We start from the raw sequence: 11,918 nt of genomic DNA on the forward strand, positions 1-11,918 counted from the left end.
GACAACCAATGTTCCAGAGACTCACCCGGCGCACGCTTGCGCTGCTGGCCTGCGCTTGCCTGACAGGCTTGCTCCAGGCGCAGGCCCACGCACAGAACGACAACAAGATCGCACGCCTCGTGGTGCCCTTTCCCGCCGGCGGCACCGCCGACATCCTGCCCCGCGTGGTGGCCGACAAGCTGCGCGACCTGTACCCCGCGGGCGTGGTGGTCGAGAACCGCACCGGCGCGGGCGGCAACATCGGCGCCGACGTGGTCTACCGCGCCGAGCCCGACGGCAAGACGCTGCTGGCCTCGCCGCCCGCGCCCATCGCCATCAACCAGCACCTGTACAAGAAGCTCGGGTTCGACCCCACGCGCTGGGTGCCGGTGACGGTGCTGGCCACCGTGCCCAACGTGCTGGTGGTCAACCCCAAGCTGCCGGTGCACAACGTGGCCGAGTTCATCGCCTACCTGAAGGCCAACCCCGGCAAGGTGAGCTTCGCCTCGCAGGGAAACGGCACCACCTCGCACCTGACGGCCAGCCTGTTCATGCAGCTCACGGGCACCGAGATGACGCACGTGCCGTACAAGGGCACCGCGCCCGCGCTGGTCGATCTCATCGGCGGGCAGGTCGATGTGTTCTTCGACAACATCTCTTCCTCGCTGCAGTTCGAGCGCACGGGCAAGGTCCGCATCCTGGCCGTAGCGGACGAGCAGCGCTCCAAGGCCCTGCCCAACGTGCCCACCTTCGCCGAGCAGAAGCTGCCCGCGATGAATGCGGTGACGTGGTTCGCGGTGGTCGCGCCGCCCGGCACGCCCGCGGTCACGGTCGATGCCACGCAGAAGGCGATGGCCGCGGCGCTCGCGCTGCCCGACGTGAAGCAGAAATTCGCCGAGCAAGGCGCCGAGCCGCGCGGCTGGGATAGCGCCCGCACCGGCCAGTTCATCCAGGCCGAATCGGCCAAGTGGCACAAGGTCATCCAGGCCGCCAAGGTCACCATGGAATAAGCGACCCAGCGAAGAACCCTCATGCACAACGACATCCAACCCCAACCGGTCCATTGGGCCGGCCCCGGCCTCACGCGCATCCCGTTCGCGGTGTACAGCGATGCGCAGCTCGCCGCCGACGAGCAGGTGCGCATCTTCCGCGGCCCGGTGTGGAACTACCTCTGCCTGGAAGCCGAACTGCCCGACGCCGGCAGCTACCGCACCACCTTCGCGGGCGAGACGCCGGTGGTGGTGGTGCGCGACGACGACGGCGAGATCTACGCCTTCGAGAACCGCTGCGCGCACCGCGGCGCGCTGATCGCGCTCGAGAAATCGGGCCGCAGCGACAACTTCCAGTGCGTGTATCACGCGTGGAGCTACAGCCGCCAGGGCGACCTCACGGGCGTGGCCTTCGAGAAAGGCGTGAAGGGCCAGGGCGGCATGCCCGCGAGCTTCTGCAAGGAGGCGCACGGCCCGCGCAAGCTGCGCATCGCGACCTTCTCGGGCCTCGTGTTCGGCAGCTTCAGCGACGACGTGCCCTCCATCGAGGAGTACCTGGGCGAGGAGATCTGCCGGCGCATCGAGCGCGTGCTGCACAAGCCCGTGGAGGTCATCGGCCGCTTCACGCAGGCGCTGCCCAACAACTGGAAGCTGTACGTGGAGAACGTCAAGGACAGCTACCACGCGAGCCTCTTGCACATGTTCTTCACCACCTTCGAGCTCAACCGCCTGTCTCAAAAAGGCGGCGTGATCGTGGACGAGACGGGCGGCCACCATGTGAGCTTCTCGATGATCGATGCGGCCGCCGAGAAGGACGCCTCGTACAAGGAACAGGCGCTTCGCTCCGACAACGACCGCTACCGACTGAAGGACCCGAGCGTGCTGGCCGGCTTCAAGGAGTACGACGACGGCGTGACGCTGCAGATCCTCTCGGTGTTCCCCGGCTTCGTGCTGCAGCAGATCCAGAACTGCCTGGCCGTGCGCCAGGTGCTGCCCAAGGGCACGGCGCGCACCGAACTGAACTGGACCTACATCGGCTACGCCGACGACACCCCCGCGCAGCGCAAGGTGCGCCTGAAGCAGTCGAACCTCGTGGGGCCCGCGGGCTTCATCTCGATGGAGGACGGCGCGGTCGGCGGCTTCGTGCAGCGCGGCATCGCGGGCGCGGCGGACCATGAGGCCGTGGTCGAGATGGGCGGCGATGCGGCCGTCTCCGGCGAAGGCCGTGCCACGGAGGCCTCGGTGCGCGGCTTCTGGAAGGCCTATCGCCAGCATATGGGCGCCTGAGCCGCATCCGAAGAAGAACGAGGACTCCCCCAATGATCGACCTGCTGGCGCTGTGCGCCTTCAACGCGGCCTACGCCGATGCCATCGACAGCGATGCGCTGGAGCAATGGCCCGGCTTCTTCACAGAAGACTGCCACTACCGCATCACCCACATCGAGAACGAGCGCGAGGGCCTCGCGGCCGGCATCGTCTACGCCGATTCGCGCGCAATGCTCGAGGACCGCATCGCCGCGCTGCGCGAAGCCAACATCTACGAACGCCAGCGCTACCGGCACCTGCTGGGCATGCCGCTGGTGCAGAAGGCCGATGCCGAATCCGCGGAGGCGCGCACGCCCTTCCTCGTGGCACGCATCATGGCCACGGGGCAGACCGAGGTGTTCGCCACCGGCGTCTACCAGGACCGCTTCGTGCGGCAGGACGGCCAGCTGCGCCTGCAATCGCGCGTGGCGGTGTGCGATAGCACCGTGACCGACACGCTGCTCGCGCTGCCGCTGTGACCATGCAAGCCCCTTCACTACAACTCGCGCTGGCCGCAGGTGACCCGAACGGCATCGGCCCGGAGATCGCGCTGAAGGCGCTCATCGCGCTGCCGGAAGCCGACCGCGCGCGCATCACGCTCTATGGCCCTGCCAGCGTGTTCGAGCGCACGGCGGCAGCGCTCGGCATGGCCGCGCTGCTGCGCGACGTGCGGCTCGTGAACGCAGGCGAACTGCCCGCGAGCGCAGCGGTGCCCGGCCGCATCGATGCGGCGGCAGGTGCCTCGGCCGTCGCCTCCGCCACCGCCGCACTGCAGGCCTGCCGGCGCGGCGAGGCCGATGCGGTGGTGGCCTGCCCGCACCACGAGACCGCCATCCACCAGGCCGGCATCGCGTTCAGCGGCTACCCGTCGCTGGTCGCGCGCGTGTGCGGCGTGCCCGAAGACCGCGTGTTCCTGATGCTGGTGGGCGGCGGGCTGCGCATCGTGCATGTCACGCTGCACGAGAGCGTGCGCACTGCGCTCGACCGGCTGACACCCGAGCTGGTCGCGCACGCCGTTCGCGCGGGGGCGCAGGCCTGCGCGCTGCTGGGCGTGGCCGATCCGTCGATCGGCGTGTTCGGCATCAACCCGCATGCGTCCGAAGGCGGGCTGTTCGGGCCCGAGGACGCGGCCATCGTGGCGCCTGCCGTCGACACGCTGCGCGCCGAAGGCTTTCGCGTGCACGGCCCGGCCGGTGCCGACATGCTGCTCGCGCAACGCAGCCACGATCTCTACGTGGCGATGCTGCATGACCAGGGCCACATTCCCATCAAGCTCCTGGCGCCACAGGCCGCGAGTGCGCTCAGCATCGGTGCCGATGCGCTACTGTCGAGCGTCGGGCACGGCAGCGCCATGGACATCGCGGGCCGCGGCATCGCCGATCCGCAAGCCGTGCTGCGCACCATTGCGTTGCTGTCGGGAGACAAGGCATGAGCCATCGCATCGCCATCGCAGGCAGCAACGTCGCCTTCGGATGCGCCGGCAATGAAAGCGTGCTCGACGCCGCCGCGCGCGCCGGCATCGAGCTGCCCTACTCGTGCCGCAAGGGCGTCTGCGGCAACTGCGCCGGCGCGGTGGTGCGCGGCGAAGTGGCGGCCGTCGGCACGGGCGCCCTCGCCAACGAAACCTGCCTGCCGGGCCAGGTGCTGTTCTGCATGTGCGCGCCGCGCGGCGACCTGGAGATCGCGCCGACCGCGATGCGCCGCATCGATCCGGCCGCGCGCAAGCGCTTCACGGCGAAGGTGTTCCGCAACGAACTGGCCGCGCCCGACGTGTCGGTGCTGCAATTGCGCCTGCCCGCGGGGCAGCGCGTCAAGTTCAGGGCCGGGCAGTACCTGCAGCTCTCGCTGCCCGACGGCAGCACGCGCAGCTATTCCATGGCCAACGCGCCGCACGAGAGCGATGCCGTCACGCTGCATGTGCGCCACGTGCCGGGGGGCGCGTTCAGTGCGCGCGTGCCGCAGCTGGCGGCTGGCGAACTGGTCGACATCGAGCTGCCCTTCGGCGCGTTTTCGCTGCGGGAGGACGAGGCGCGCCCCGTGGTGTTCGTCGCGGGCGGTACCGGCTTCGCGCCGGTCAAATCCATCCTGGACGACATGCTCAAGCGGCGCATCGACCGGCCGATCACGCTGATCTGGGCGGCGCGGCAGGCCGATGGCATCTACCTGCAACCGGCGGTCGCGCGCTGGCAGAAGCAGTGGCCGCAGATGCGCTTCGTCAGCGCGTTGAGTGACGACGGCGCAGCGGGCGATGCCGATTTCGCGGGCCGCGCCGACGAGGCACTGCTGGCGACGTGCACGGACCTGAAGGGACACGAGCTCTATTGCTGCGGCTCACCGGCCATGGTGAACGCGGTGCGCGATGCGGCGGTACGGCATCGCGGGCTCGACGCGAGGGACTTTCATTCGGACGTGTTCGTCGAGGGGCCCGCCGCGCACCCGTGATCGCATCCGCTCATCGAAGGCCCCGCGGCAGGAGAGGATCCATCACCTTGGGGATGATAACCACCCCGACGTGTCGGTGTCGCGTCGGGGTCGAACTCACTCCGAGGGACGGGCACACGCCCCCGAATTGTTGACATATCAACGTTGAGTGATCAACAATCAGTCTCCCTCATTTTTTATCCCGCGATGCCAGCCAAGAAAACCATTGCCGCGCCCGCGCGCCCTTCCCGTCGCCGCGGTACGTCCGGAGCCGCTCAGCGACGACCCGAGCCATCCGACCTGGTCGTCGATCGACCGCTGCCGGCGCTCGCGACGGACTTCATCGGCTGGCTGGTCACGAGCCTGTCCGTCCGATTGAGTCGCAGCGCCTCGAGCTTCTACATGGAGCGCTGGGACATCGGGACAACGGAGTACCGGCTTCTGCTCGCGCTGGGTGTGGAGCACGAATGCAGCGCGGCCTTCGTGGCCGCTGCCGCTGACGTCGACAAGGCCGCGGCCAGCCGCAGTCTGCAGGTCCTGAGCCAGCAAGGCTTGGTCACACTGGCGCGCCACGGACGCGAGATGACGATCACCCTGACAGAGGCGGGCCGCTCGCTTTCGCAGGAGCTCTACAGCACGTCACAACAGCGCGAGGTCCGGTTGACGCACGGCATGAGCGCGGCCCAGATCAAGCGCCTGCGCATGGACTTGCACACGTTGATCGAGAACCTTCCGAGATTGAGCGACGGGTCCTTCGACGCCGAGCGCCCGGACTGATAGTCCACTCCTCCCAAAGTACCTCACGAAAAAATCATGCTCAGCAGAGAAAACAACGACCTCCTCACGCGCACCAACCCTGACACCCCGATGGGCAAGCTGATGCGGTGCTTCTGGACACCAGCCATGACCGAGGCCGAAGTGCCCGCCGCCGACGAGCCGCCGGTGCGCCTGCAACTCCTGGGAGAAGCGCTGGTGGTGTTTCGCGACACGGAAGGACGCGTCGGCGTGCTCGACCAGCAATGCCCGCACCGCGGCGCCAGCCTCTTCTTCGGCCGCAACGAGGAAGGCGGCGTGCGTTGCGTCTATCACGGCTGGAAGTTCGGCGTGGATGGCCAGTGCCTGGACATGCCGACCGAGGCGCCCGACAGCCCCATGCGCTGCAAGGTGCGCGCTCGCGCCTATCCGGCGCGCCTGGCCGGCGGCGTGCTCTGGGTCTACATGGGCGAGCCCGACAAGATGCCGCCGCTGCCCGACTTCGAATGGCTCGGGCTGCCCTCCTCGCACGTGTACGTCTCGCGCTGGGAACAGGACTGCAACTACGCCCAGGCCATGGAGGGAGAACTGGACAGCGCGCATGTCGGCTTCCTGCACAGCCTGGTGGACAAGACGAACGACGACGATCGCGCGCTGACCGGGCGGTTCTTCAAGAACGACAAGGCGCCGCTCTGGAAGATCGTGCCGAGCCCATCGGGTTTCATGGCCTGCAATGGGCGGCGCGTCGACGAGGGTCAGCGCTACTGGCGCCTGAACCAGTTCCTGCTGCCCTTCTACACCATGATTCCGCCGCATCCGGCCGAAGCCCGGCTGGTGCGCATGTGGGTGCCGATGAACGATGAGCGCTGCTGGGTGCTGTGCGCCACCTTCCGGCCGGACCGCCCCCTGGAGGACAAGGAGCTCACGGCATGGCGCAACGGCGACTACGCACACCGCCGCGTGATTCCGGGGACCACCCGTCCAACGGAACGGCTGGACAACGATTACCTCATCGATCGTCAGCAGCAGAAGACCGTTTCCTTCACCGGCATTGCGGGCATTCGCGCGCAGGACGCCATGGTCGCCGAGTCGGCCGGCCCCATCGTGGACAGGACGCGTGAACATCTCGGCACCAGCGATCGCGCCGTGGTCGCGATGCGCCGGTTGCTCATGGACACGGCGCTCGCCTGCGCAGAAGGCCAACGCCCCGTGGGCCCGGACATGCCGCACCTGTACAGCGTGCGTGCCACGCAGACCGTGCTGCCCGAAAGCCTCGACCCGACCGAGTCGGACGACCTCATGGGCACGGCACGACCGAAGGACCCGGCAGCCACCTGAGATCACCTCGGCGTTTCGCGACCCTGCGACACCCGGCGCTTCCACACACAAGACCAGGAGACAACGATGAAACTTCCTCACCGTCCCTTCGGCGCGCGGACGCTGATCCGCAACCTTTTGCTTGCCGGCGTCGTCGCCCTTGGCGCAGGCCATGGGCAGGCCGCCGAGACGGACTTCCCCAAGCAGCCGGTGACCATCATCGTGCCGTTCGCGCCCGGCGGCAGCCTCGACGCAACGGCCCGCGTGCTCGCGGAAAAGCTGCGCGACCTGCTGGGCCAGCCGGTGCTGGTCGTGAACCGCCCAGGCGCGGGCAGCGCGGTGGGAGCACGTTACGTCGCGCAGGCCAAGCCCGATGGCTACACCCTATTCATCGCCTCCGGGTCCGCGTTCGGCTTCCTGAACCTCATCGTGCCGAACTTCGAGTACCAGCTGAAGGACTACGCGCCGCTCGGTGGCGTGGCCGTCTATACCTCGCTGTTCGCGGTCAACGCGTCGGCGCAGGTCAAGACCTTGCCCGAGCTGGTGAAGCTGGCGCATGACAGGCCGGGCGGCCTGAGCTTCTGCACGACGGGCGTGAGCGGACTCAACCATCTGCAACTCGAGATGTTCAAGGGCCTGGTGAAGTCCAAGACGGGCACCGTCCTGAACGTCATCCATGTGCCCTACAACGGCGTTGCCCCGGCTCTGACTGCCTTGAAGGGCGGCGAGGTGCAGGCCTGCGCCCTGCCCTACAGCTCGATCGTTCGCAACTTCGAGGGCAACGGCATCCACAACATCGCGGTTCAGCGGCACGAGCGCCTGAAGGCCATGTCGCAGGTCGGAACCACCGGCGAGCAGGGCTACCCTGAGATGGATGACAACGAACAGCTCGTGACGCTGTCGGCCCCCGCGGGCACGCCAACCAACGTGGTCGCGAAGCTCGAGGCGGCGCTACAGACCGCGATGAAAGATGCGGACATCGTCCGGAAGCTGAACGATCTCGATGTCCAACCCACCTTTGTTGGCTCTTCCGATGCCAGGAAATGGCTCGAGAAGGACGTGGCCAAGTTCAGCAAGGTCATCAAGGCCTCTGGGCTCGCAGTGCAACAGTAAGGAAGGCTGAAGACCGCCGGCCCTTGCGGCCGCGGTCTCGGGAAGAAATGCAGGAACAAGCAGAGAAAAGCGCGGCACAGGCTGAGAGCGTCTTCGCAGTCCAGGTGACTGCCATGCGCCTGGAATCGCAGGACGTGCTGAGCATCGAACTTCGCCACACAGAGGATCGCGGACTCCCGCCTCCATCACCTGGCTCCCATGTGGACGTACATCTGGCCGACGGCGTGACGCGCCCCTATTCTGTGGTCAGCGGCGAGGAAGGCATCTACCTGCTGGCCGTGAAGCGCGAGGCGGGCAGTCGAGGCGGATCGGCTTATGTGCACGGCCGGTTGCGTGTCGGCGACGTGATTCAGATATCCGCGCCACGCAACCAGTTTGCACTGGCAGATCATGATGACCTGTCACTGCTCGTTGCCGGAGGCATCGGGATCACCCCGCTGCTGCCGATGGCGAGGGCCTTGGAGCGCGAAGGCCGGCTATGGCGCCTTCACTACACGGCCAGCAACGCGGCGGCCGCGCCCTTTGCGCGAGAGCTTCGGCAAATGGGAGAGAAAGTGCACCTGCACAGCAGTGCCAGTACGGGCCGCATCGACTTGGGCGCGCTCGTGGCCGACGCTCCAGCAGGCACGCACTTCTACTGCTGTGGGCCGGAGGGCATGCTCGATGCATTTGCCGAAGCGACGCGAGACATCGATCCTGCGCGCGTTCACATGGAGTGCTTCGGCGCCGCAGCGCCACCGCCGGATGCGGGCAGCTTCGAACTGCGCCTGGCCCGGAGCGGACGCAGCGTCATGGTGAGATCCGACATGAGCACGCTCGACGCGCTTCTGCAGGCAGGAGTGAATGTCGACTATTCCTGTCGCCAGGGCATCTGCGGTTCATGCGAGGTGCGTGTGCTCGAGGGCGTCCCCGAACATCGCGACGAAATCCTTACCGCGGCCGAGCGGGCGAGCAACAGGACGATGATGGTTTGCTGCTCGCGCGCTTGCAATGGGACGCTGGTGCTTGATCTCTAGGCGCGCCCCGCCGCAAAGCAACCGCCGCACGGCCTGCTCATCCCGGACCACGACTTCAGCGGTTGATTGGGTCTTGGGGCAACCAGCTCAGCCCCCAGCCGCCCCAGTCGAGCGCGATCATGTGAGTTGGACGGGCCTGCAACGTATCCCGGTCGCTCTCACGCGCCCCCGGCTACGGTATCCGGGAGATCATTGATAGGACAACGCTTGCCCGCGGTATCTCGCTGCAGGTGTCCCACGAAGTCGGACTGCTGACGACCGCTCTGGGCTTGACGTCGCAGGGGATCACCAACACGATCGCTCTCCGTCAGATCGCCCGACTGCCGTTTTTCTCGGGCCTGCCGGTGTGCCGTATCCGCACGCAGGTAATACGGCGAGACATCAGTGTCGTTTTCCAAGCGCATCGCACGCATTCTCCGGCAGCCCGGAGATTTCTCGACTATGCGGTGGAATATTCGAGAGCTGTAAATCAGGGATCGCTTTAGCGCTCTTGAGGCCTCTCCAGGCTGCGCGCTTCAACCGCAGCGAATCGAGAAAACCGGCATTTGCGCGACAGAGCCGATGCACGGCCGAACGTCCGCGCTGAAGAAGATTTCCATCAGGTTCTCGCAGGTGAGTTTTCGGCATGGTCGTTGCGCGCCCAAGCCATGCGGATTCTGGACAGCGGCTTCGGCGCTGGTCCTTCTTGCCGATTCGGGATCAGTCGTCGTGGTCGTGGTCGTGGAAGAGCTTCGTCCGCAATACCAGCGAGGCGTAGATCGGCGCAGACTCGGATCGTCGCTAGTGTCCGAACACGCCCGCCCCGCCCATTTTTCCACGCACGAGCCAATTCACGTCATCGCGGAAGCACCCCACTGACCGCAATGCGCCAGTCACGCAGCCCAATGCCTGCGAAGAAGCAAAGCGAGGCCCTTGATTTCCGGTCGAGCGAGATATTCGTTCGTATTCCTCTGCCGGTTCGGGCAATCTCAGTCGCCCTCGAAATCTAGCGGCACATGAATGCCCTCCCCGTCCCGCCGGATGAGGCCGCGACTTTCCATATCGCGCATGGTTTTGTTGACCACTTCACGTGAGAGTCCGGAATAGGAGGCGATCACCGCTTGCGTGATGCGCTTGTCGTACCCGCCTGAATCGACGGGTGCAAGCTGCGTTAGCTCATAAAGCACACGACCAACCAACACCTCCGCGGACAGCGAAGAGATGCGTCGCAGGTGCCTGCGTAGCAGGCCCCTGCGCCTTAACGTGAGATCGACCAGGCCAAGCGCCATTTCGGGGTGCTTCGCACAAAGCTCACGCACCGCTGCTACGGGGACAAGGTACACCGACGAAGGCAAAGCGGCGATAAGCGTAGGCGCAGCTTGGTAGTTGTCTTCACTGAGCAAAGGTCCGTGAAAAATGTCTCCCCGTCGGATGAAATCGGTCGTGATGTCAGCGCTACCGACATTGCCGCGTGCCACGACCCGCAGCAACCCACCGGTTATGCAATACATGTGATCCGTCCATTCGTCAGACTCGAACACCAGATCGTTACGCCGGTAAGACCTAAACTGACTGCAGTGGATCAATGCCGTTCGGTCTGCCGTGCTTAAACTGCTAAAAAGCGAATGCAGATACATGACTGAAGGGGCACACGACCCGATTTCTGGATCGCTCGGCCATTTGCTACTAGAGTTCTACCGTCGACCGAAAGGAAGTTCTTTTGAACAAAACCGAACTGATCGCCGCCATCGCTGCGGACACGAATCTCAGCAAGGCCGATGCCACTCGTGCGCTCGAATCAACACTCAAGAATCTCTCGGATGCATTGGCACGGAACGAGTCTGTGCAACTGATCGGCTTTGGCTCCTTTAGCGTGACGAGCCGTGCTGAACGCCTTGGCCGGAATCCTGCGACCGGGGAAGCGCTGACGATCAAAGCGAGCAAGGCGCCGAAATTCGCGGCCGGGAAGGTGCTCAAGGATCTGATCAACGGCACGAGCTGATTTGCTCTTCGCTCCCGATCGCCCGGAAGCAACATACACCCCTCGACTGCTGCTTGCATCGGACTAATCGCCCGTACAAAAGCCGGAGCGCGTCACCCTAGTGGGACAGCCGAATTCAGGTGATGTATCGATCTAGACCTGATGCAGGGTTCTCGACCGCCCCTTGCATGCCTTGGCTGATTGCGAAACGACTCAACTGCTGGGTATCGAGGGCCAGGCGCTTCATTGTCTTTTCGGCGGCTTCGCGATCCCGCGCGTGTGCTGCCTGTCAGGCGCGCATGAAGATCTGCAGTGTCGCGACGCCGATGCTACGAACACAACTCGCTCCTAGCTCCTAATGCGATGCTTGGACATTCACCTGATAGGACACGTCGAGCAGCTTTCCTTTGCGCGCGTAGTACCGATCCAAGCGCCATTCCTTAAGCATGTCGAGGGCGAGGTCGAAGGTGCTCAGTTCGAGCCCATAGAGGCTTGCAAGAGGGAAGTCTGCTTCTGCCTCCAGTGCAAGTACCAAGCGTGCAAGCGTCTTGGCGTCGTCGCTCTCCGGAGCGGCGGTGATGATCTGACGAGCTTTTTTGATGGCGTTCATGGTGTCCTTGTAGAGGGTAAACGACGCATGTCATGGCCGCGTAACGTCAGGCGGGCCTAATGCCCATCCGCCTCGCGAATCGCATGTCCGATCCGCGCTTTGCTGCGGTGCCGCGAGCGGATTCAGTCTAGCACCGCCACCTTCCGACCTCTGGCTCCAGTTTCAGATCGATGCGTCATTCCTTCGTTTACCGTCACGTCCGGGTGGATGTGCAAGTCGGCATGCGCAACGGCGCATGCTGGTGGATTTGCAGACTCGGCGACCGGGCTTTGGCGCTTTCGGGCAGCGCGGCACTTTCGGGAGGAGATGCCCTGCGCCTTGCTGCAGATGCCGCACGTGCCAGTCTCGATGCGATGAGTGCCATACCGTGAAGACTCCGGTCCTGAGCCTGCGCGTCGAATTCGTGCCCGATAGCGGTGGCTTTGCCTGGGTCATCCTGGACCATGAGTCGCAAG

General features: G+C 65.4%; 12 protein-coding genes and 1 pseudogene. 11 read left to right on the forward strand and 2 right to left on the reverse strand.

Annotation, left to right across the window (positions count from 1 at the left end):
* Nucleotides 1-8 precede the first annotated feature (8 nt).
* The 10 genes and pseudogenes from QF040_RS07765 to QF040_RS07810 all read left to right on the forward strand — a co-directional run.
* Complete coding sequence (locus QF040_RS07765) at nt 9-989, forward strand: Bug family tripartite tricarboxylate transporter substrate binding protein (protein ID WP_429610555.1); 981 nt, start codon at nt 9-11, stop codon at nt 987-989.
* Between the two features lie 21 nt (nt 990-1,010).
* Nucleotides 1,011-2,255, forward strand: a complete 1,245-nt coding sequence (locus QF040_RS07770) for an aromatic ring-hydroxylating dioxygenase subunit alpha (protein WP_429610556.1) — start codon at nt 1,011-1,013, stop codon at nt 2,253-2,255.
* Between the two features lie 32 nt (nt 2,256-2,287).
* On the forward strand, nt 2,288-2,752 hold the full coding sequence (locus QF040_RS07775) for an aromatic-ring-hydroxylating dioxygenase subunit beta (RefSeq protein WP_429610557.1): 465 nt from the start codon (nt 2,288-2,290) through the stop codon (nt 2,750-2,752).
* A gap of 2 nt (nt 2,753-2,754) precedes the next feature.
* Nucleotides 2,755-3,705 (forward strand): PdxA family dehydrogenase, encoded by a 951-nt coding sequence (locus QF040_RS07780; protein WP_429610558.1) that lies wholly within the window; start codon nt 2,755-2,757, stop codon nt 3,703-3,705.
* Nucleotides 3,702-4,715 (forward strand): FAD-binding oxidoreductase, encoded by a 1,014-nt coding sequence (locus QF040_RS07785; protein WP_429610559.1) that lies wholly within the window; start codon nt 3,702-3,704, stop codon nt 4,713-4,715. The genes QF040_RS07780 and QF040_RS07785 overlap by 4 nt, the downstream gene beginning before the upstream one ends.
* 186 nt (nt 4,716-4,901) lie before the next feature.
* Entirely contained in the window at nt 4,902-5,471 is a 570-nt protein-coding gene (locus QF040_RS07790; protein WP_429610560.1) for a MarR family transcriptional regulator, read from the forward strand.
* Nucleotides 5,472-5,507: 36 nt separating this feature from the next.
* Entirely contained in the window at nt 5,508-6,785 is a 1,278-nt protein-coding gene (locus QF040_RS07795) for a Rieske 2Fe-2S domain-containing protein (RefSeq protein ID WP_429610561.1), read from the forward strand.
* A gap of 66 nt (nt 6,786-6,851) precedes the next feature.
* Nucleotides 6,852-7,877: a Bug family tripartite tricarboxylate transporter substrate binding protein gene (locus QF040_RS07800; RefSeq protein ID WP_429610562.1), complete on the forward strand. Its 1,026-nt coding sequence runs from the start codon at nt 6,852-6,854 to the stop codon at nt 7,875-7,877.
* A gap of 47 nt (nt 7,878-7,924) precedes the next feature.
* Entirely contained in the window at nt 7,925-8,893 is a 969-nt protein-coding gene (locus tag QF040_RS07805; RefSeq protein ID WP_429610563.1) for a PDR/VanB family oxidoreductase, read from the forward strand.
* Nucleotides 8,894-9,063: 170 nt separating this feature from the next.
* Nucleotides 9,064-9,378 (forward strand): annotated as a pseudogene (locus tag QF040_RS07810) (LysR substrate-binding domain-containing protein); the annotation flags it as partial.
* A 483-nt stretch (nt 9,379-9,861) separates the two neighbouring features.
* On the opposite strand, the gene QF040_RS07815 reads toward QF040_RS07810, so the two are convergent.
* On the reverse strand, nt 9,862-10,509 hold the full coding sequence (locus tag QF040_RS07815; RefSeq protein ID WP_429610564.1) for a Crp/Fnr family transcriptional regulator: 648 nt from the start codon (nt 10,507-10,509) through the stop codon (nt 9,862-9,864).
* A gap of 83 nt (nt 10,510-10,592) precedes the next feature.
* Here QF040_RS07815 and QF040_RS07820 point away from each other — a divergent pair, with 83 nt between their 5' ends.
* Nucleotides 10,593-10,874 carry an HU family DNA-binding protein gene (locus tag QF040_RS07820; protein WP_429610565.1) on the forward strand — a complete coding sequence of 94 codons (282 nt, stop codon included), beginning with the start codon at nt 10,593-10,595 and terminating at the stop codon, nt 10,872-10,874.
* A 334-nt stretch (nt 10,875-11,208) separates the two neighbouring features.
* On the opposite strand, the gene QF040_RS07825 is transcribed toward QF040_RS07820, so the two are convergent.
* Nucleotides 11,209-11,463: a hypothetical protein gene (locus tag QF040_RS07825; protein ID WP_429610566.1), complete on the reverse strand. Its 255-nt coding sequence runs from the start codon at nt 11,461-11,463 to the stop codon at nt 11,209-11,211.
* Between the last annotated feature and the right edge of the window lie 455 nt (nt 11,464-11,918).

Origin of the sequence: Variovorax sp. W2I14 (assembly GCF_050435205.1) — a bacterium.
GTDB lineage: Bacteria > Pseudomonadota > Gammaproteobacteria > Burkholderiales > Burkholderiaceae_C > Variovorax > Variovorax paradoxus_C.